Source organism: Amycolatopsis sp. NPDC023774 (assembly GCF_040639695.1).
GTDB lineage: Bacteria > Actinomycetota > Actinomycetes > Mycobacteriales > Pseudonocardiaceae > Amycolatopsis.
On record NZ_JBFAAJ010000002.1, the window covers coordinates 394,418 to 414,091 of the forward strand.

Below are 19,674 nucleotides of genomic sequence, written 5' to 3' on the forward strand. Positions count from 1 at the left end.
CATGGCCATGCCGTTGCGTCAGTCCGTGCGACTGGGCGGTTATCTGATGAAGCAGAAGCTGCTGCGCAAGGAAAAGTTCCCGCTGCTGGTGGAGCTTGAGCCGCTGTTCGCCTGCAACCTCAAGTGCGCCGGCTGCGGCAAGATCGAGCAACCGCACACCCTGCTCAAGCAGCGGATGCCGGTGGAGCAGGCCGTGGGCGCCATCGAGGAGAGCGGCGCGCCGATGGTGTCCATCGCCGGGGGTGAGCCGCTGATGCACCCGAAGATCGACGAGATCGTGCGGCAGCTGCTCGACCGCCGCAAGATCGTGTTCCTCTGCACCAACGCCCTACTGCTGCACAAGCACATCCACAAGTTCAAGCCCCACCCCAACTTCGCGTGGATGGTGCACATCGACGGGCTCGAAGAGCGCCACGACACGTCGGTGCGCAAGGAGGGCGGGTTCGCCGCGGCCGTCGAGGCGATCAAGCTCGCCAAGGAAAAGGGCTTCCGGGTGATGACGAACACGACGTTCTTCAACGGGGACACAGCGCAGGACGTGGTCGACGTGCTCGACTACCTCAACGACCTGGGTGTCGACAACATGCAGATCTCGCCGGCGTACGCCTACGAGAAGGCACCGGACCAGGAACACTGGCTCGGCGTGCAGCAGACGCGCGAGCTCTTCGCGAAGGCCTTCGGCGGCGGCAACCGCAAACGCTGGCGCCTCAACCACTCGCCCGTGTTCCTCGACTTCCTGGAAGGCAAGCGCGACCTGGAGTGCACTCCGTGGGGCATCCCGTCCTACTCGCTGCTCGGCTGGCAGCGCCCGTGCTACCTCCTCGACGACGGCTACGCCAAGACCTACAAGGAACTCATCGAGGAAACCGACTGGGACGCCTTCGGCCGCGGCAAGGACCCGCGCTGCGACAACTGCATGGCCCACTGCGGTTACGAGCCGACCGCGGTGATCGCCACGCTGGGCTCCCTGAAGGAGTCGGTGCGGGCGGCTGTGGGGCACTGAGGATTGCCGCTCGGGAAAGCCGCAGGTCTTTCGGGACTTGCGGCTTTCTTCTTGCGCGCATGGAGATGCCGGCCTTCACCCCCCGAAGGTGAACAGGACTTTGCCCCGCCGACCAGGCGTCAGGGAGTGAGCGAAGGCTGCCTCGTAGTCCTCCAGCCGATACGTCGCCTCGACCGGTGCGGTCAGCTCGCCGGTGGCCACCAGGTCGGCCAAGTCGGAGTACAAGGTGGTCACCTCGTCGGCCGTGGCGGTGCGCAGCCAGTTCATCAGCCAGAAGCCCGTGAGGGTGATGCCGCGGAACACGAGGTCGGCCGGGGACACCCGGGGGGCGCCTTCGGGGAAGGCGTAGGTGACGACGGTGCCGCCGTCTTCGAGGGCGCGGGTGAGGTCCTTGATGACCGGGCCGCCGGTGGCGTCGAGGATCAGGGACAGCCGCTCGCCGGCGAGGGCGGATTTGAGGGAGGCACGGAGGTTGTGGTCGGAGACGACGGCCTGGTCGCCGCCCGCGGAGAGGACTTCGGCGGCGGCCTCGGGGCGGCGGACGACGTTCAAGGTGCGCAGGCCGGCGCGCCGAGCCAGGGTGATGAGGTAGCGACCCATGGCGGAGTTCGCGGCTGTCTGCGCGATCCACGAACCGGGCTCGAGCCGGCCGTGCAGGCGGAGCAGCTGGTAGGCCGTGGCGGGGTTGACGGCGAGCATCGACCGCTGGAGCACGTCGACGTCCTCCCGGACCGGCAGCACGTTTCGCCGCGGGAGCACCACTTCGTCCGCCCACAGGCCCTGCTCCATGGTCGGCAGGATCAGCACGCGCTTGCCCACCAGTTCGGCATCGCCCGCCACGACCCGGCCCAAGCCCTCCGCGCCGAGGGGCGCGGGCAGCGCCGGGCGGACGCCGTAGAGGCCGCGCATCAGCAGGAAGTCCGCGGGGTTGAGCGGGGCGGCGAGCATCTCGACCACGACGTCGTCCGGCCCGGGCGCCGGAGCCGGCGCGTCGTCGAGGCGGACGGAGGTGACGGGGTCGCCGAACTCGGTCAAGAGGAGGCGGGCCATCGGGGCAGTCCTTTCAGGAAGGCGGCAGCGGAACGGATCAGTGCGCGCCCGCAGAGGGCGGGTCACCGGGCGCAGCACCACTCTCGAAACCGGCCGAACCCGGCTCGCCCGCGGAAACCGCCAACCCCGGCGCAACCTCACCCGCGGCCGGCCCCGCCAGGACCAACGCCGCCACCAGCGAGCGGTGGTTCACCACGATCTCGTCGCTCTCACCGCGTTCGTCGAAGTGGAACGTGCCGGTGCCGAAGATGGTGTAGCCGCGGACGTGCGTCTTCACTGCTTCCGCGCCGCGGAGCACGCCGTCGAGGATGGTGCCGGCGAGGTGGACGTCGGGTGACTGGCAGGGGAAGAACCAAGGATCGGCCACCTCCGGAGGTTATGACACACGTCATAATTGTCAAGCGCAGGAGACGCACCCGACCGAAGAACGGTTCTATCGGGCCAGCAGATCGTGCAGCGCGGCACCGACGACCGCAGCGCCCGAGTGGGTCATGATCGTGGCCGCGTGGTCGGCGCCGGTGATGCGCCGGGGGCGGCGCAGGGAGGGCAGGGCAGCGCGGAAACCGGAAAGGACTTCGTCGCTGTACGCGGGCGGTGTGCCCGTCCCCGAGCTCCACTCCGCGCACACCAGCTCGGTCGGCACGGCGATCTCCCGCCAGCGCGACTCGCCGAAGAACACGTCGGTCGCGTCGGCCAGTACGGCTTCGCGGCTGAGGTACACGCGGCCCTCGGACAAGTCGTGGTCGAGACAGTCGCGCAGGAGCGGGTCGGCGGCGTCGAGCAACGGGTTGGTGCGCGTGAAATAGGCCAGGTACTCGTCGACGTCCGCCCAGCGCCGCGAGACCCGCTCCAGCTGAGGCGCGAACGCGGCGGGCACCGTCTCGGGCGTGAGGCCCGGCGGCACGGCCATGGGGAGCCCGCCGTCGACCAGCACGAGCCCGCGCACGCGGTCCGGCCGGCGCGTGGCCAGCTCCACGGCGACGAACCCGCCCATCGACATCCCGCACACGTCGACGACCGGGTGCCCCAGCGCGTCGAGCACCCGCACCAGGTCCGAAGCGTGCTGCCGCAACGAAGACGGGCCGGCGACCGCGAAGCTGCCCGCGCGCCCCCGCAGGTCCGGCATGACCAGCGAAAGGTCCGGTGCCTCGGCCCTCAGCCAGTTCCACAGCCGGCGGTTGCTCGTCACCCCGTGGACGGCGAGCACCGGCGCCGAGGCCGCGCCCACCACCTCCACGGCCAGCGCGCCGCCCTCGACCGGCACCGACACAGTCCTCGCGTCACCCACCATGACGACACCGTAACGACCGAGGGCCACTGTGGACAGTCACGGGCCGATCGGCGCCCACTCGCGGTGGTGGTCCGACCACCACCGCGCGATGTCGAGCCGCCGCAGGAAGCGGACACCCGGCTGCTCCGTGGCGTACCGGACGAAATCCCGCACGGCCGCCGCGCGCCCCGCCTGACCGCTCCACCTCGGGTGCAGTCCCACGGTCATCATCCGCGCCCCGAAGCCGTCGTCGGCTTCCTCGCACAGGTAGTCGAGCGCGAGCCGCAGGCTCTCGAAGAACTGCGCCGGCGAGCCGTAGGTCGGGCTCAGCAGATAGCGCGTGTCGTTGTACACCTTGGAATACGGCACGATCAACAGCCCGCGCTCCGAAAAGTACGGCAGCTCGTCATTGCACGGATCCGAATCGTAGAGAAACCCGCCCTCGTCCACGAGCAGGTCGAGCGTGTGCTCACTCGGGAACGACCGCACGTACCACCCGCGCGGCCGCTGCCCCGTCGTCCGCTCCAGTGACGCGATCGCGCGGTGCAGGTGGTCGCGCTCCTCGTCGACGGACATGCGCGCGTAGTCGAGCCAGCGGTAGCCGTGGCCGATCACGTCGTGGCCGCGTTCGCGGATCCACTCCGCGACGGCCGGGTTGCGCTCCAGCGCCACCGCGCACGCGCCGACGCTCACCGGCACCGAGTACCGGTCGAAGATCCGCGCCAGCCGCCAGATGCCGACCCGGCTGCCGAACTCGTAGTGCGTCTCGGTGCCGAGGTCACGCACCTCGGGTCCCACCTCGTACGCGTATTCGCCCCAGCCGTCGTTGCGGCCGTCGCCGTCGGGGATCGAGTACTCGGCCCCCTCCTCGTAGTTGACGACGACGTTCACCACGACCTTGGCATCGCCGGGCCAGCGTACGCGCGGCGGGTACCGGCCGTAGCCGACGAAGTCACGCGGCGACGCGGTGGCCGGTTCTCGAGGTTCAGGCACGACCCCAGCGTCGCACGGCGGCCGCGTCCCGGCAGGGTCAGTGCGGCGCGAGCTTCGCGGCCGGCAGGCCCACCGGTGTGATCTTCGGCGGCACGGCGAAAAGCTCCTCGCCGCGCAGCTCGAGCTGCCTGCGCACCTCGCCCTGGAGGTGGGCTTCGCGGTCCTCCTCCGTCTCGAACGCGTCGAAGATCCGGAACGACGACGGCCCGAGCCGGAAGCCGAACCACACCGGGGTGCCCGGTTCGGCGTCCACAAGGGACTTCGCGTCGGTCAGGAACCGCACCAGGTCGCCCTCCTTCTCGGGCTTCGCTTCGAACTCGACGAAAAATCCGTACGCCGGCGTGGTTTTCTTCCTCGTCCGGGCCACCGTGGCCCGGCTGTTCGACGCTGATCGGCGGGGAGCGTGCAGATCGCTCGGATTCCGCCAGCCTCACCCGGCACCGGGTTCGTCACGAAGCGGCCGGAGCGGCGCGAAACGTGGCCCGGTAGCTGCCCGCCGTGGTGCCGACCTGGCGTTCGAAGTGCCGACGCAGCGTCTCCGCGGACCCGAACCCCACCATCGCGGCGATCTCCGAGATCCGGTGGTCCGTCGTCTCCAGCAGCACCTTGGCGGCCGCCACGCGCTCGCGGTTGATCCAGTCGAACACCGTCAACCCCGTGGCCCGGCGGAACTTCCGCACCAGGCTCCGCTCGCTCAGGTGCACCTGCGACGCCAGCCCGGCCAGCGTCAGCGGCTCGTGCAGGTGCTCCCGCAGCCACGGCAGGAACGACCCGAGCGCCGGCTGCCCCGCGATCCGGATCGAGTCCTTCACGAACTGCGCCTGCCCGCCCGGGCGCCGCGGCGCCGTCACCAGCAACCGCCCGACGTCGCCGGCATAGGCCTGGCCCCGATCCTCGGCCAGCAAGTGCAACGCGAGGTCGGTCGCCGAGAAGATCCCGCCCGACGTGTGCACCGGACCGTCGTCCACGTACAGACAGCCGGGCTCCAGCTCTACCTGCGGGAACTCCCGGCGGAACTCCTCGGTGAACAGCCAGTGCGTGGTGGCCCGGCGCCCGTCCAGCAGCCCGGCCCGCGCCAGCAGGAACGCCCCGCCGCAGAAGGACACCATGCGCGCGCCCGCCGCCGCCGCGCCCCGCAACGCCCTCACCACGGACCGCGGCCGCTCCGCCAGCGGATCCTCGACGCCCGGCACCATCACCGTGTCGGCCGTCAGCAGCGTCTCCAGCGGCGCGAGCTCCCCGAAGTCCACGCCCGAAGGCAAGACCTGGCGACGCTCCTCACCGCAGAGCACCACCTCGTACACGCTGTCGGCCTCGCCGGTCAGCTCGGCGATCACCGCCATCCGCGGCCCGAACACCTGGTGCACCACCGTGACCTCCAGCGCAACGGAATCGGGCACCACCAGCACCGCGATCACGTGCTTGGCGCGGCCGCGCGAGGTGACGGGCGTCTTCGCGGGGTGCATCACTGCTCCTGATCCGGCGGATGCCCAGGAAGCCGGGGCCCCGCCGCCGAGCGGGGTCACAGCCGGACCGCTTCGAGCACGGCGTTCACGAACGCGCGCGGCTTCTCCGGAGGCAGGTTGTGCCCCGCGCCGGGCACGCGGTGGTGCACGCGCGGGCCGGTGAAGTGGTTCGCCGAGCCGTGCGGTCGGTCGCCGGGAAGCTGCCGTCGGCGAGCCCGCCGAGCCTCACCGCCGGCACCGTGATCGGTGGCTGCGCGCTGGCAGCCGCGCCTCGAGGCCGGCGTAGCGAGGATCGCCCGGCGCCGCGCCCTGGCGCACGCGGTAGTTGTGGATGACGACGTCCACGTAGTCCGGATTGTCCATCGCCGCGGCCGCGATGTCGAGGTCGGCACTCGTGAAGCGCCACCGGGGCGCGTCGCGGCACCACATGGGTTCCACCAGGTCACGCCGCGAACGCGTCAGCGCTGTGCGGCCGCGCTCGGTCAAGAAGAAGTAGAAGTACCAGTGCGCCGATTCGGTGCCGGCCGCGTCCGGGTCCCAGGTTCTGAATCAGGTAGCTGTTCACCGACACCAGCGCACGGCACTGCCGCGGCCACGGCGCCGCGGCGACGGCGTGCCCGCAGTCGTAACCGCCGAACACCGCGCTTCGACGCCGAGCGCGTCGAGGAACGCGATCAGATCGGCGCCGAGCGCCGCCTGCTGACCGGCGCATCGTCGTGGCGTCACGGAAACGGGTGGCGCCGCGACCGCGCAGGTACGGCACCAGCACGCGGAAACCGCGGCGCGCCAGCGCGGGCGCGATCTCGGCGTAGACGTGCGGGCTGTACGGCCGGCCGGGGCCGAGCAGCACCACGTCGCGGCCGGCCGGGCCGGCCTCGTGGTAGGCGAGGTCGAGCAGGTCGGTGCGCACGGGGCGGACCGGGGCCGACCCGGAGGCCGCGGCCGGGGCGGCCGAAGCGTCCACGGAGCAGGCGGGGAGCGAGGCGACGACCGCCCCCGCGGCCTTCCCGAACACCCGTCGGGAGATCACGGTGTGCTCCTCGTCGGCCGGGTGCGTCCTCAGGCGACGGTCGCGACAGTGGGTCCACGGTGACTTCGACGTTGCCGGGGTCGCCTTCGAGTAGGGGCAGATCCGGTGCGCGGCGTGGCCCAGCTCCTCGGCGGGCCGCCTGGTCCACCGCGGACACTTCGGGGTGCAGGGCGGCGCTGAGCCGGTAGTCGGCCGACTCGTTGTGCAGGGTGATGTCGGCGGCCACGGCGAGGTCGGCGAGCTCCACCTTCTCCTGCGCCACCTTCTCCTGCGCCGCAACGATCTTCACCACGCCGAGGAAGCACGAGGCCCAGCCGGCGCAGAGCAGCTGCTCGGGGCTGGTCGCACCGCCGATGCCGCCGAGTTCCTTCGGGATCGCGAGGGTGACGTCGAGCGAACCGTCGGCGGCGGTGGCCCGCCCGCCGTTGCAGCCCTCGCCGGTGGCGGTGACGACCGCGGTGTAGGTGGTTTCCGTCATGACAACTGTCCTTTCACGACAGAACTTCGGGGGTCAGGCGGGGATAGGGGCTTGCGCGAGCAGGACGTCGCGCAGGATTTCGACCTGGCCGTGGTGCTGGACGAGGTCGGCGCACTGCAGCAGCGCGTCGCCGGCGTCGAGCGGGTCGCCGAGGCCGCCCGGCGCGGCGGGCACGGTCGCGTGCGGGGCACATCTTTCGTGAGCTGCCGCACGGTCTTGCGCACGCGGTCGAGCAGCGGCGCGACCGGGCCGGCGGCGGTGAACTCGGCGTCGCGGTCGCAGTCGCGGTCGCGGTGGGCGGCGCGGCCGGAGACGACCTCACCGGCCCAGTAGGCCGTGGCGCCGAGGCAGCGGTTGAGCACCGCGTACGGCGTGTTGGCGCTGGGCAGCTCGAGACGGGTGTTGCCCAGGTCGTCGCCGAGCTGCTCGACGACGGCGGCCATACCGGTCAGCGCCCGGGTGACGAATCCCCCGGCCCGAAGCCGGGCATCCGGGTGCCGGTGAGCGCGCCCAGCACGGCGAGCAGGTTCCGCAGGACGAGCAGCAGCGAGACAGTCGGATCTCTCGAAGGCGAGGCCTTTCCGGACGGGGGCCTGGAACCGCGGTTTCCGCAGGGCCGCGGCGGCGATGTCGAAACTCTCGCACGCGTATTCGTCACCGGTCATGCGGTTACTTATTTATCCCACTCATTCCAGTTAAATTAATTTTACCGGTTAGCGATTGTTTGCGTTCCTTTTCGTCACCTGCCAGAATGGTGCAATGGAACACGCCTTCCCCTGCGGGAACCCGGCACTCGACTTCGTCGGGACCCTGCGCACCCGGCGCAACGCCGACCCCCTGGAGAAGCTCGGCTCACCGCGCAACCTCGACGCGTGGTTCCGCGAGTCGGGAGTCGCCGACACCGACCCGGGGAGCCGGCCGCAGGACGTGACCGCCGCGATCGAGCTGCGTGAGGCGATCTACGCGCTGGTCGCGGCGCGGCTGACCCACCACGAGCCCGACCTGCGGGCGATGGACGTGGTCAACGAGTTCGCGGCGCACCCCTCGACCGTGCCCCAGCTGGCGCCGGAGGGTCGCCGGCTCGAGGCGACGCCCGCGCAGGCACTGTCGTCGGTGGCCCGCGAGGCCGTGGAGATCCTCGGCGGACCGGACGCCGACCTGCTCAAGGAGTGCGGCCGTCCCGAGTGCACCCAGGTCTACCTCGACCGCTCCCGCGGGTCACGGCGCGAGTGGTGCGCCATGGCGACCTGCGGAAACAAGATGAAAGCCGCCGCCTACCGGGCGCGCCAGCGCGGCAACCCGCCCCTGTCCCCGTCGCGGCAGGCCGGCTGACCCACTCCCCCGGCACGACCAGGCCGGTGAAGCCACTCCGCCTTCACCGGCCTTTTTGGTGACTCAAGTAATAACCCCACTGAAGGGTTGCGAACAACCGCTGGGCTACAGGCAATTCGCCCCGGGGAGAACCCATGCTCACCCCGCTGGTCGCCGGTCTGCTCGCGGGCACGGTCACGAGCATTTCGCCGTGCGTGCTGCCGGTGCCGCCTGTGGTCCTCACAGCCGGGTCGCACCGGCCGGTGCGCCTGGGGGCCGGTTCGTGGTGAGTTTCGGCCTGGCGACACTGTCCGGCTCACTCGTGCTCAGCGCGTTCCGCCTGCCGCAGGACTTGTTGCGCGACGCCGGGATCGCGGTCCTCGCCCTGCTCGGGCCGGGCCTGCTCTCGCGGCGGGTCGGCACACTGCTGGAACGGCCGTTCGCGCGGCTTCGCGGGCGCGGGCCGACCCGCACGCGGACGGGTTTGCCTCGATGAGGAGGCCGCGGATCTGCTGTTCGGTGTCCGCGTAGGCACCTTCGCCGAAGTGTGAGCCGCGGATCCGGCCCGAGGTGTCGACGAGGCAGGAGGCCGGCCAGTACTGGTTGCCGTGGGCGTTCCGCACGAGCCCCGAACCGCGGTGGGTGCGGTACCGGCTTTCGCGGGCGGCAGGGCGCGCAGGCACGCCGGCGCCGGTCCCCTGCCGCCGCCCACCGACGTCCCCGACCGGACTCCGGTGCGAGCCTCCACGCCGGAGACCTGCCTCGGCCCGGCCAATGCGCCCCTCGACATCACCGGCGACCAGCCACCGCCGGCCAGCCCCGCACGCTGTACTTCCCCGCCGCCGTCGCCTCCGACACCTTCGCCCTCGACGCCACCTGGAGCGCGTCGAGTCCTTCACCGCGGGCCCGTCCGCGCGGCTGCGCCTGGACTTCCGCGTCCGCGCCGTCCACCTCGGCCTCGGCGGCACGGGCACGCTCATCGTCGAGGACGACGGCACCCGCACGACGGTCGCAGCCTCAAGCGTGCCGAAGCTCTACGCCCGGATCTTCGGCCCCGCGGCACGCCGTGCGACGCTGACGCTTTCGCTCACGCGGACTTCCAGGCATACGACTTCACGTTCGACCGAGCCGGCCGAGCCGTCCGGCCACAGTGGACGGTCAATGCCCCCGCAACGGCAGCTTCGTGATCTTCCCCGTCGGCCCCTTCGGCAGCTCGTCGACGATCCGCACCCGGCGCGGGTACTTGTACGCGGCGATGCGTTCCTTCGCCCACGCCACGATTTCCTCCGGCTCCGCCGACGCACCCGCTTTCAGGGAGACCACGGCGACGATCTCCTCGCCCAGCCGCTCGTCCGGCTCCCCGATCACCGCGGCCTCCGCGACGGCCGGGTGCCGGTAGAGGAGTTCCTCCACCTCACGCGGGTACACGTTGTACCCGCCCCGGATCACGAGGTCCTTCTTGCGGTCCACGACGAAGACGAACCCGTCCTCGTCGACGTAACCCAGGTCCCCGGTGTGGAACCACCCACCCCGGAAGGCTTCGGCGGTTTCGGCGGGCCGCTTGTAGTAGCCCTTCGTGATGTTGTGCCCGCGCAGCACGATCTCACCGACGTGATCGGCGCCGGGCGGCAGCGGGTGGTCCTGTGCGTCGACGATGCGCAGTTGCACACCCCAGATCGGCTTGCCGATGGAGAGCACCTTGCGGTTCGCTGCGCCCGGGTTCACCGTGGTCGTCGACGCGGATTCGGACAATCCGTAGCCCTCCAGGACCGGGATGCCGTACTTCTCCTCGAACGCCAGCAGCACCTGTTCCGGGATCGCGGCGCCGCCGGAGCTGCCGATGCGCAGGCTGCTCGTGTCGTACGCGGAGCTGTCGGCGACGGCCAGCGCGTGGTACATCGTGGGCACGCCGGCCATGATCGTCACGCGGTCGCGCTCGATGGCCTCCAGCACCGCCGCCGGCTCGAACCGCCGGACCACCGACACCGTGCGCGTGTGGCGGGCGGCGGAGTTGAGAATGCTGGACAGGCCGTAGACGTGGAAGAACGGCAGCACCGCGAGCACCACGTCCTCGGGCTCCGTGCCGAACGTCTGGCCGCCGATCGTGCACGTCATGTACAGCGAGAAATGCGACAGCTCAGCACCTTTGGGACGCCCGGTGGTGCCGCTCGTGTACAGCAGCACGGCGGTGTCGTCGGCTGCGCCCGGGTACAGGTCGCCGTCGTCCTCGGCGTCGAGCAGGTCGGCGAACTCGACCGCGCCGGCGGGCCACCCGGCCGTCCCGCCCACGACGACCGCGGCCACCTCCGGCACCTCGGCGAGCGCCTTCGCCACCTCGCCGGCCAGCCCCGGGTCGGCGATGAGCAGCCGCGAGTCGGAATCGGCCAGGTGGTAGGCGATCTCGGCGGCCTTGAGCAGTGGGTTCAACGGCACCATCGTGAGGCCGGCCTTGAGGATCCCGAAGTACGCGAACACGAACTCGGGGACGTTGGCCAGCTGCACGGCGATCTTGTCGCCCGGCGCGAAACCCCGCGCGCGCAACGCCGTCGCGACCCGGCCGGACGCCTCGTCCACCGCGGCGTAAGAGTGGATTCCACCCGGAAAACGCAGAAAGTCCTTTTCCGGCTTGGCGAGAGCGGACTCCCGCAGGATCGTGGCCAGGTTGAAGCTCACGCTACCTCCGAACCTCGTTCTACCCGTGTTGGGCGCGGACAGGAAACTTCGTTGTCGACCCAGTCCGGTCGAGACCAGGCTACCGAATCCTGTTCGGTTCACTACGGCCCACTAGTTCGACGATCGAACAAACAGGGGTTACAGTCGAGATCATGCCGTCCCCCGGAGAATCCCGCGAGCAGACCGCGACGAGCGCAGTGCGCGCACTGGCCCGCGTCTCGCGGCTGCTGGAGCGCTCGTCGGGAGAGCTCAACCTCGCCCACTACCGCGTGCTGTCCGCCGTCGCCTCGGGCGACGAGCGCGCCTCCCGCGTGGCCCGGCGGCTCGCGCTCGGCCGTCCGGCGATCAGCGCCGCGGTCGACGCGCTCACGAAACGCGGTCTCCTGGTCCGCGGCGACGTCGACGCCGACCACCGCGCCACCGCGCTTTCCCTGACGCCGGAAGGCGAACGGCTGCTCGCCACCACCGAGGCCGAGATGATCAAGGGGCTCCTCGCACTGGTCGCCCGCACGCCCGACGGCGACGTGGTGCTCCAGTCGCTGGGTCTGCTCGGCGGCGCGATCGACGAGGTCATGGCGGAGCGGATGGCCGGAAACCGGTGAGCGAATCCGAAGAGAAGTCCCGCTGGTTGCGCCGCCTCGGCGGCTACGTCCTGCACCACCGCCGCGAACTGCTGATCGCGTTCGGCGCCGCCGTGCTCGGCAGCGCCTGCCAGACCGTGGTGCCGCTGCTGGAACGCCAGATCGTCGACGGGGTGGTCCTCAGCCGCTCGGCGTCGCTGTGGCCGTGGCTGATCGCGCTGCTCGTGGTCGCCGCGGCCGCATTCGTGTTCGCCTACCAGCGGCGCTACCACGGCGGCCGCGTCGCGCTGGCCGTGCAGTACGACCTGCGCAACGACATCCAGGCCCACCTGCAGCGCATGGACTTCGCGAACCTGGACCGCATGCCCACGGGCCAGCTCGTGTCACGCGCGACGTCCGACTCCGCGCTCGTGCAGGGCCTGCTCAGCCTGTTGCCCATCATGAGCGGCAACATCCTGCTGGTCCTGCTCTCCCTCGGCGTGATGCTGGTCCTGTCGCCGCTGCTGGCGCTCGTGAGCCTGGTCGTGGTGCCGCTGCTGCTCATGGTGTCCTACCGGATGCGCCGGCGGATCTTCCCCGCCACCTGGGCCGCGCAGCAGCGCGAGGGCGACGTGGTGCAGATCGTCGACGAGGACGTCAACGGCGTGCGCGTGGTCAAGGCGTTCGGTCAGGAGGGCCGGGAGCTCAACCGGCTGGCCGATACGGCCGGCGACCTCTACGGCATGCAGCTGCGGGCCGTGCGGCTGCAGTCGCGCTACCAGCCGCTGCTGCAGGCGATCCCGGCGCTCGGGCAGGTGGCGATCCTCGTGCTCGGCGGCTGGCTCGCGCTGCACCACGGACTCAGCCTCGGCACGTTCCTCGCCTTCTCCACCTACGTCGGCCAGCTGATGGCCCCCGCGCGCCAGCTCGCCGGCGTGCTCGCGATCAGCCAGCAGGCCCGTGCGGGGGTCGAGCGGATCTTCCAGCTGATCGACCTGGAAACTGCCATCGCCGACGCGCCCGACGCCGTGGACCTGCCCCCGGCCCGAGGTGAGCTCAGGTTCGAGAATGTCCACTTCGGATACTCCCCCGACGCGCCGGTGCTGCGGGGCTTCGACCTGCACATCGCCGCCGGCGAGCGCGTGGCGCTGATCGGCCCGAGCGGCAGCGGCAAGACCACCGCGACCACCCTCGTCTCCCGCTTCCACGATCCGGAGTCCGGGGCCGTGCTGCTCGACGGGCACGACCTGCGCACGGTGCGGCTGCGCTCCCTGCGTGAGCAGGTCGGCGTGGTGTTCGAGGAGAGTTTCCTGTTCTCCGACACCATCCGCGCCAACATCGCCTACGGCAAACCGGGCGCCACCGACGACGAGATCCTCGCCGCCGCCGAGGTCGCCGAGGCCGACGCCTTCATCCGGGCGCTGCCGCAGGGTTACGAGACCGTGGTCGGCGAGCGCGGGCTCTCGCTTTCGGGCGGGCAACGCCAGCGGGTGGCCCTGGCCCGCGCGATCCTCACCGACCCCCGCGTGCTCGTGCTCGACGACGCCACCAGCGCCGTCGACGCCAACACCGAGGAGTCGATCAACGCGTCGCTGCGCACGGTGCTGGCCGGGCGCACCACGCTGCTCGTCGCCCACCGCCGTTCGACGCTGCACCTGGCCGACCGTGTGGTGGTGCTCGACGGCGGCGTGGTCGCCGGCCAGGGCACTCACGAAGAGCTGCTCGAGCGCAGCGCCCTCTACCGCACGCTGCTCACCGGGCTCGAGGAGGAAGCCGCCGAACGCAGCGCCGGCGCCGCCGACCGCATCGAGGCCCTCACCATCGCGGGCACCACGGCGTCGGCCTGGCGCGGGGAACGCAACGGGCACACCGGAAACGGACAGAACGGCAACGGCAGCCGGGTCGCGGCCCGCACCACCGGCGCTCCCGGCATCGGCGCCGGCCTCGGCGGCTCGGCCGGGGGCAGCGGCTGGCGCGCGGCGCTCCCGCCGACTCCGCAGCTGCTCGCCCGCGTCGACGAGCTGAAACCCGTGCGGGACTTCGCGAAGGTCGACCTCGCCGCGGAAGCCCGCCAGGAGCGCACGTTCTCCCTGCGCACGCTGCTGCGCGAGTTCCGCCGTCCGCTGCTGTTCGGGCTGCTGCTCGTGGTGATCGACGCCGTCGCGTCGGTGATCGGGCCGGTGTTCGTGAAGAGCGGCATCGACGACGGCGTGCTGCAGGGCTCGCAGGCCGTGCTCTTCGGCGCCGCCGGGCTGTTCCTGCTGATCACGCTGATCGCGCTCCTCGACGAGGTGGCGCAGACGTTCGTGACCGGCCGGACCGCGCAGCGCGTGATGCTGTCGCTGCGGATCCGGATCTGGGCGCAGCTGCAACGCCTTTCGCTCGACTACTACGAGCGCGAGATGGGCGGCCGGATCATGACGCGGATGACCACCGACGTCGACCAGTTCGAGTCGCTGATCCAGAACGGGCTGCTCTCGGCGCTGGTCGCGTTCGTGACGTTCGCCGGAGTCGGCGTGACGCTGGTCGTGGTCAACCCGATCCTGGGCCTGTGCACGCTGTCGGTGGTGGTGCCGCTGGCCATCGGCACGGTGATCTTCCGCCGGCGCGCCGCGAAGCTGTACGACGTGGCGCGCGACCGCGTGGCGATCGTGAACGCCGACTTCCAGGAGAGCCTCTCCGGCGTGCGCGAGTCACAGGCGTTCGCCCACGAGAACGAGACGATCCGCCGGTTCCGCCGGCTCGGGCGCGACTACCTCGACTCCCGCTACTCCGCGCAGCGGCTGGCCGCCACGTACTTCCCGTTCGTGCAGTTCCTCTCGGCGGGAGCCGACGCGATCGTGCTCGGCGTCGGCGCCGGGATGATCTACTCCGGCCGCCTCACGCCAGGCGCGCTGATCGCGTTCATCCTCTACATCGACCTGTTCTTCTCCCCCATCCAGCAGCTCTCGCAGGTGTTCGACTCGTGGCTGCAGACACGCGTGTCGGTGAGCCGGATCTCCGACCTGATGCGGCTGGAGACGCTCACCCCGCCCGCTGTGCAGGCCATCGACCCCGGCCGGCTGCGCGGGGAGATCGCCTTCGACGGCGTGCGCTTCGCGTACCCGTCGGCGCCGGCGCCGGCCACGGGGGAACTCCGCGGCCCCGCCGACCCGCGGCTGGTCGCCGGCTCGCAGGCCGTGGCGAAGCCGCCGGAGGCGCTGCGCGAGGTCGACCTGACGATCGCGGCCGGCGAGACCGTGGCGCTGGTCGGCGAGACAGGCGCGGGCAAGTCGACGCTGGTCAAGCTGCTCGCGCGCTTCTACGACCCCGACACGGGCAGCGTCCGCGTCGACGGCCACGACCTGCGCTCGCTCGACCTCGCCGCCTACCGCCGCGCGCTCGGCTACGTACCGCAGGAGGCGTTCCTGTTCACCGGCACCGTGCGCGACAACATCGCCTACGGCCGCGCCGACGCCACCGACGCCGAGGTGGAGGCGGCCGCGCGGGCCGTCGGGGCGCACGAGTTCGTGGCGACGCTGCCCGGTGGCTACCTGCACGAGATCAGCGAACGCGGCCGCTCGCTCTCGGCCGGGCAGCGTCAGCTCCTCGCGCTGGCCCGCGCGCAGCTCGTGGACCCGGCGATCCTGCTGCTCGACGAGGCCACGTCGAACCTCGACCTCGCCGCCGAAGCCCGCGTCGCCGAGGCCATGCGGACGCTGTCGGCCGGGCGCACGACCATCGTGATCGCCCACCGGCTGCAGACCGCGCAGTCTGCCGACCGCATCGTGGTGCTCGACCGCGGCCGCGTCGCCGAGGCCGGCAGCCACGACGAACTGCTCGCCCGCGGCGGCCGCTACGCCAGGATGTGGGAGGCGTTCGAGCTTCTGTCGGGGCAGCGTTCGTAGCCGCGTGGGGTGGAACCCGTTCCGGACCGGTGGCGGCAGCCGGCCCGGAACGGGGGTCAGGCGCCGGCGCGCTCGGTCACCGCGGGAAAGGGATCGACCATGGGTGCCAGGTCGGTGCCGCGGGTCTCGGGCAGGGCGAGCACCGCGAGCAGGCCCGCGACGGCGACCACGATCATCGCGACCGCCACAAGGCTCGGGGAACCGGCGCCGAGCGTCACGAGGCCGACGCAGATCACCGGGGCCGGACCGGAGAGCACCGCGCCGGGGATCTCGCGGCCCAGCGCGAAACCGCTGAAGCGGTACTGCGCGGGGAACAGCTCGGCGTAGAACGCGGCCTGCGCACCGAACATCGCCAGGCAACCGCGAGTGCGAGAGCGAAAGCGAGCACGATCAAACCGACGTTGCGGGTGTCCAGCAGCCAGAAGAAGGGGAACGGCACCAGTGCGCAGAAAGCGCTCACCGCGAGGTAACCGGCCGGCGCCCGGATCGGTCGGAAGCCTTGCCCAGCACGGGAATCACCGCCGCCCCGACCGCGCAGCCGACCAGCACCGCCACGAGCGCGCTGCTCTTGGCCACGCCCTTGCCCGCCAGGTAGCTGAGCGAATAGGTCTGTACCAGATAGATGTTGAACGCCAGCACGCCGTTGGCGACCATCACCAGCAGCAGCCGCTTGGGCATCGCCTTGATCATCGTGAGGGCTGGCACCTTGGTGCGGGCCCGAGCCTCCTTCAGCTCGGCGAACACCGGTGACTCGGGCACGCGCAGGCGGATGAGCAGGCCGATGCCGACCACGACGAAGCTCGCCTCACCCGCGCCGGCGTGGTCTACCGGCCGATCCGAGGCCCCCGGCCACAGCGCGGCATCGGTGTCGCCTACCACGCCGACGGGACCGCCCCCGCCGTGCGCACGTTCCTCGACGCGGCGCGGGAAGCCGGCACTTCGATGCGCTGACCGCCGAGCCTCGGTTGGCCGCTCGCCAACTCCCGGCGTCCCTTTGCCAGTTGTTGACCAAGGACACGCGTCGGGCTATGGTCCAGACCAGAATCTCACCCTTCGCTCGCGCACCTCCCCCGGCGGCACGCCAGTGCGCCGTTTCGCCGTACCCGCGGCGGGGCAGCGAGCATTCCCCGAAGGAGCTGGTATGAAAGCGAACCGGAAGATCCTCGCGGGACTCGCGGGCGCCGTGCTCGCGCCGGTGCTCGTCCTGGTCAGCCCCGCCGGCATCGCGAGCGCCCACGGGTACGTCAACTCCCCCGCCAGCCGTCAGGCGCAGTGCGCGCAGGGCGTGGTCGACTGCGGTGAGATCGAGTACGAACCGCAGAGCGTGGAGGGGCCGAAGGGCCTGCACAGCTGCAACGGCGGGCTCGCGCAGTTCGCCGAGCTCAACGACAACTCCAAGCCGTGGCAGGCCGCTTCGGTCGGGAAAACAGTCACGTTCACGTGGACCTTCACCGCGCGCCACAGCACCGCGAGCTACGAGTACTTCATCGGCGACGAGAAGGTCGCGAGCTTCGACGGCCACAACCAGCAACCGCCGGAAACCGTGACGCACCAGGTGGACCTGAGCGGCCACACCGGCCACCAGACCGTGCTCGCCGTGTGGAACATCGCGGACACCGCCAACGCGTTCTACTCCTGCATCGACCTCCAGGTCGGCTGAACGGGGCCGGCGGGGCCCGACGAGCGAGCAGGCCCCGCCGGTCCGCACCACCCTTCGCCGAGGATTTCCCCGGCGTGTCCCCGGTTTCGCCGAACCACGGTCCGGAGTGTGGTCGGCGTGCCCGCGAACCCCAGGAGGCGGTTTCCTTGATTTCCCGGCGAGCTTTCCTCGGCGCGTCCGCCGCGGCGGCGACTTTTCCCCTGTGGGGCACCGGAATCGCTTCCGGCGCGACACCCGACACGGTGAAGGTCGCGTTCGACGATCGCTCCGGCGCCGGCGAAATTTACGCCTACATCACGGGAATCGCGCCGGACGGCAGGGTGGTGATCCTCAAGGCCGATGGCACGCCGTACCACCCGCCGTCACCCTCGGCGGACCAGACGCCGCTCGCCGAGGACTGCGCCATCCCGGTGAAATCGCTGTCCCAGGTGAGCGTGCCGAAGATGGCGGGCGCGCGGATCTACGTGGTGACCGACGCGAAGCTCGACTTCTTCGTCAACCCCGGCCCCGCTCTGGTGCACCCGAGCTTCGCGAACACTGCGGACCCGAACCACGGCCGCGACTGGTCGTTCTGCGAGTTCACCTTCAACGACGCGGTGCTGTTCGCCAACATCAGCTACGTCGACTTCGTCGCGATCCCGATGGGCCTGCACCTGCGGACGACGGGCTCGGGCGACCAGACCGTGCCCGGGCTGCCCGCCCGCTCGCTCGACCCGATCTGCGCCGCGCTCAAGGCCCAGGGCGGCGCGTGGGCCGAGCTCGTGGACGCGGGCGTCGACGGCCGCCCGCTGCGCGCGTTGTCCGCGCAGCACCGCGCCGACCGGTTCACGGGTTACCTCGACGGCTACCTCGACTCCGTCTGGCAGAAGTACGCGGGCACCGACCTCACCGTCGACTCGCAGATCCCGGGCCTGGGCAAGTTCACCGGCCGCGTCGGCGGCGACGGCGTACTGGCGTTCACCAACGGCGAGCGCTTCGCCAAACCGGTCACCTCCGATGTGTGGAGCTGCAACAGCGGCCCGTTCGAACTGAAGGACGGCGACAGCGCCGCGCGCAAAGCCATCGTCCCCCGGCTGGCGGCCGCACTGAACCGCACGACGCTGCTCGACAACCCGAACCAGCCGGACGGCGAAGACCCCGCGAAGTTCTACGCCGCGGCCAAGACCAACCACTACGCCCGCATCGTCCACAGCCGCTTGCCGGACAACCGCGGCTACGCCTTCCCGTACGACGACGTCTCCCCCGGCCCGGACTTCAGCGGCGCCGTGCAGGCCGGTGACCCGGACACGCTCACCATCACGATCAACGCGCTCCGCTGACGCGCCGCCGAAATGTACTGTATGGTACAGACTGAGGGCGGGCACCGGCCCCGCCGGAGGGACGGGCCCGAGGCGATGCCACGCACCGATTTCCTGGTCACCACCGAGTGGCTGGCCGTACACCTGCACGATCCGGACGTCCGGGTCGTCGACATCCGCGGCTCCGTCCCGCCGCTGCCCGGCCAGGGCGCGGGACCCTCTTCGCCCGGTCCGGCCGGCCTCGGTTACGAGAGCTCGGCCGACGAGTACGCCGCCGCTCACGTGCCCGGCGCGGTGTTCCTCGACTGGACGCGCGACATCGTCGACCCGGACGACGCCGTGCCCGTGCAGGTGGCGACCGAACGGCAGTTCGCCGACGCGATGGCCCGGGCCGGAATCGGCGACGAGCACCTCGTGGTGGCCTACGACACGCACCCGGCGTCGACCTTCGCCACGCGGTTGTGGTGGGCGCTGCACTACTACGGCCACCAGCGCGTGGTCGTGCTCGACGGCGGCTTCACCCAGTGGCAGCGGGAAAACCGCGCCGTCGACACAGCCGTGCCGCAGCACCCGCGCACGGTGTTCACCCCGCGCACCCGCCCGGAACTGCGGGCCACGGCCGAGGACGTGCTGGCCGCGCTGGACAAGCCGGAGATCCAGCTCGTCGACGCCCGCGACCCTGGCCAGTACACCGGCGAGATCGCCCGCCCCGGCAACCGGCCCGGGCACATCCCCGGCGCCGTGAACGTGCCGCGCGAAGACCTCGTGGACCTCACCACCGGAACCTGGCGCTCGGCGGCCGAGCTGAAGAACCTCTTCACCGCGGCCGAGCTCGACCCGGACCGGCCGGTCGTGGCCTACTGCAACGGTGGCGTCGCGGCCTCGACCGTCCTGTTCGGACTCGCCATCGCCGGTTACCCCCTCGGGACCAACTACGACGGCTCGTGGAACGAGTGGAGCGCCCGCGCCGACCTGCCCGTCGAAACCGCCTGAGG

22 protein-coding genes are annotated in these 19,674 nt (G+C 71.2%); 10 read left to right on the forward strand and 12 right to left on the reverse strand.

Annotated features, from left to right (window positions below):
• Position 1 precedes the first annotated feature (1 nt).
• Positions 2–1,003, forward strand: a complete 1,002-nt coding sequence (gene hpnH / locus AB0F91_RS07895; RefSeq protein WP_360595767.1) for an adenosyl-hopene transferase HpnH — start codon at positions 2–4, stop codon at positions 1,001–1,003.
• Positions 1,004–1,078: 75 nt separating this feature from the next.
• On the opposite strand, the gene AB0F91_RS07900 is transcribed toward hpnH, so the two are convergent.
• The 8 genes from AB0F91_RS07900 to AB0F91_RS07935 all read right to left on the reverse strand — a co-directional run bounded on the left by AB0F91_RS07900 (position 1,079) and on the right by AB0F91_RS07935 (position 6,812).
• Entirely contained in the window at positions 1,079–2,053 is a 975-nt protein-coding gene (locus tag AB0F91_RS07900) for a zinc-dependent alcohol dehydrogenase family protein (protein WP_360595769.1), read from the reverse strand.
• Positions 2,054–2,090: 37 nt separating this feature from the next.
• Positions 2,091–2,420, reverse strand: coding sequence for a hypothetical protein (locus AB0F91_RS07905; protein WP_360595770.1), 330 nt, complete (start codon positions 2,418–2,420; stop codon positions 2,091–2,093).
• 66 nt (positions 2,421–2,486) lie between these two features.
• Positions 2,487–3,344: an alpha/beta hydrolase gene (locus AB0F91_RS07910; RefSeq protein WP_360595772.1), complete on the reverse strand. Its 858-nt coding sequence runs from the start codon at positions 3,342–3,344 to the stop codon at positions 2,487–2,489.
• A gap of 36 nt (positions 3,345–3,380) precedes the next feature.
• A complete protein-coding gene (locus tag AB0F91_RS07915) occupies positions 3,381–4,316 on the reverse strand; it encodes a polysaccharide deacetylase family protein (RefSeq protein ID WP_360595773.1) in 936 nt (311 codons plus the stop codon).
• 37 nt (positions 4,317–4,353) lie between these two features.
• Entirely contained in the window at positions 4,354–4,683 is a 330-nt protein-coding gene (locus tag AB0F91_RS07920; RefSeq protein ID WP_360595774.1) for an antibiotic biosynthesis monooxygenase, read from the reverse strand.
• Positions 4,684–4,765: 82 nt separating this feature from the next.
• Positions 4,766–5,782, reverse strand: coding sequence for a helix-turn-helix domain-containing protein (locus AB0F91_RS07925; protein WP_360595776.1), 1,017 nt, complete (start codon positions 5,780–5,782; stop codon positions 4,766–4,768).
• Between the two features lie 225 nt (positions 5,783–6,007).
• Positions 6,008–6,220 carry a hypothetical protein gene (locus AB0F91_RS07930; RefSeq protein WP_360595778.1) on the reverse strand — a complete coding sequence of 71 codons (213 nt, stop codon included), beginning with the start codon at positions 6,218–6,220 and terminating at the stop codon, positions 6,008–6,010.
• Between the two features lie 4 nt (positions 6,221–6,224).
• A complete protein-coding gene (locus AB0F91_RS07935; RefSeq protein WP_360595780.1) occupies positions 6,225–6,812 on the reverse strand; it encodes a hypothetical protein in 588 nt (195 codons plus the stop codon).
• A gap of 212 nt (positions 6,813–7,024) precedes the next feature.
• Here AB0F91_RS07935 and AB0F91_RS07940 point away from each other — a divergent pair, with 212 nt between their 5' ends.
• Positions 7,025–7,276, forward strand: a complete 252-nt coding sequence (locus AB0F91_RS07940) for a hypothetical protein (RefSeq protein ID WP_360595781.1) — start codon at positions 7,025–7,027, stop codon at positions 7,274–7,276.
• A gap of 10 nt (positions 7,277–7,286) precedes the next feature.
• Here AB0F91_RS07940 and AB0F91_RS07945 read toward each other — a convergent pair whose 3' ends face one another.
• Entirely contained in the window at positions 7,287–7,733 is a 447-nt protein-coding gene (locus tag AB0F91_RS07945; protein ID WP_360595782.1) for a hypothetical protein, read from the reverse strand.
• Positions 7,734–8,049: 316 nt separating this feature from the next.
• Between AB0F91_RS07945 and AB0F91_RS07950 the strand changes: the two genes are divergently transcribed.
• The 3 genes from AB0F91_RS07950 (at position 8,050) to AB0F91_RS07960 (ending at position 9,097) form a co-directional block, all read left to right on the forward strand.
• On the forward strand, positions 8,050–8,622 hold the full coding sequence (locus tag AB0F91_RS07950) for an ABATE domain-containing protein (RefSeq protein WP_360595783.1): 573 nt from the start codon (positions 8,050–8,052) through the stop codon (positions 8,620–8,622).
• A gap of 134 nt (positions 8,623–8,756) precedes the next feature.
• Entirely contained in the window at positions 8,757–8,891 is a 135-nt protein-coding gene (locus AB0F91_RS07955) for a hypothetical protein (protein ID WP_360595784.1), read from the forward strand.
• Positions 8,888–9,097 (forward strand): hypothetical protein, encoded by a 210-nt coding sequence (locus tag AB0F91_RS07960; protein WP_360595785.1) that lies wholly within the window; start codon positions 8,888–8,890, stop codon positions 9,095–9,097. Before AB0F91_RS07955 ends, AB0F91_RS07960 begins: the two co-directional genes overlap by 4 nt.
• A 662-nt stretch (positions 9,098–9,759) precedes the next feature.
• Here AB0F91_RS07960 and AB0F91_RS07965 read toward each other — a convergent pair.
• Entirely contained in the window at positions 9,760–11,274 is a 1,515-nt protein-coding gene (locus tag AB0F91_RS07965) for a long-chain fatty acid--CoA ligase (protein ID WP_360595786.1), read from the reverse strand.
• A 152-nt stretch (positions 11,275–11,426) separates the two neighbouring features.
• Between AB0F91_RS07965 and AB0F91_RS07970 the strand changes: the two genes are divergently transcribed.
• Positions 11,427–11,876, forward strand: coding sequence for a MarR family winged helix-turn-helix transcriptional regulator (locus tag AB0F91_RS07970; protein WP_360595788.1), 450 nt, complete (start codon positions 11,427–11,429; stop codon positions 11,874–11,876).
• Positions 11,873–15,721: an ABC transporter ATP-binding protein gene (locus AB0F91_RS07975; RefSeq protein ID WP_360595790.1), complete on the forward strand. Its 3,849-nt coding sequence runs from the start codon at positions 11,873–11,875 to the stop codon at positions 15,719–15,721. Before AB0F91_RS07970 ends, AB0F91_RS07975 begins: the two co-directional genes overlap by 4 nt.
• A 56-nt stretch (positions 15,722–15,777) precedes the next feature.
• Here the strand turns inward: AB0F91_RS07975 and AB0F91_RS07980 are convergent, their stop codons facing one another.
• Together AB0F91_RS07980 and AB0F91_RS07985 are read right to left on the reverse strand one after the other, a co-directional pair.
• Positions 15,778–16,071: a hypothetical protein gene (locus tag AB0F91_RS07980; RefSeq protein ID WP_360595791.1), complete on the reverse strand. Its 294-nt coding sequence runs from the start codon at positions 16,069–16,071 to the stop codon at positions 15,778–15,780.
• Positions 16,072–16,177: 106 nt separating this feature from the next.
• On the reverse strand, positions 16,178–16,600 hold the full coding sequence (locus tag AB0F91_RS07985) for a hypothetical protein (protein ID WP_360595792.1): 423 nt from the start codon (positions 16,598–16,600) through the stop codon (positions 16,178–16,180).
• Positions 16,601–16,862: 262 nt separating this feature from the next.
• Between AB0F91_RS07985 and AB0F91_RS07990 the strand changes: the two genes are divergently transcribed.
• The 3 genes from AB0F91_RS07990 (at position 16,863) to AB0F91_RS08000 (ending at position 19,672) form a co-directional block, all read left to right on the forward strand.
• Positions 16,863–17,381, forward strand: coding sequence for a lytic polysaccharide monooxygenase auxiliary activity family 9 protein (locus tag AB0F91_RS07990; protein WP_360595794.1), 519 nt, complete (start codon positions 16,863–16,865; stop codon positions 17,379–17,381).
• A 146-nt stretch (positions 17,382–17,527) separates the two neighbouring features.
• On the forward strand, positions 17,528–18,700 hold the full coding sequence (locus AB0F91_RS07995; protein WP_360595796.1) for a glycoside hydrolase family 64 protein: 1,173 nt from the start codon (positions 17,528–17,530) through the stop codon (positions 18,698–18,700).
• A 75-nt stretch (positions 18,701–18,775) separates the two neighbouring features.
• On the forward strand, positions 18,776–19,672 hold the full coding sequence (locus tag AB0F91_RS08000; RefSeq protein WP_360595798.1) for a sulfurtransferase: 897 nt from the start codon (positions 18,776–18,778) through the stop codon (positions 19,670–19,672).
• The last annotated feature ends 2 nt before the right edge of the window (positions 19,673–19,674 follow it).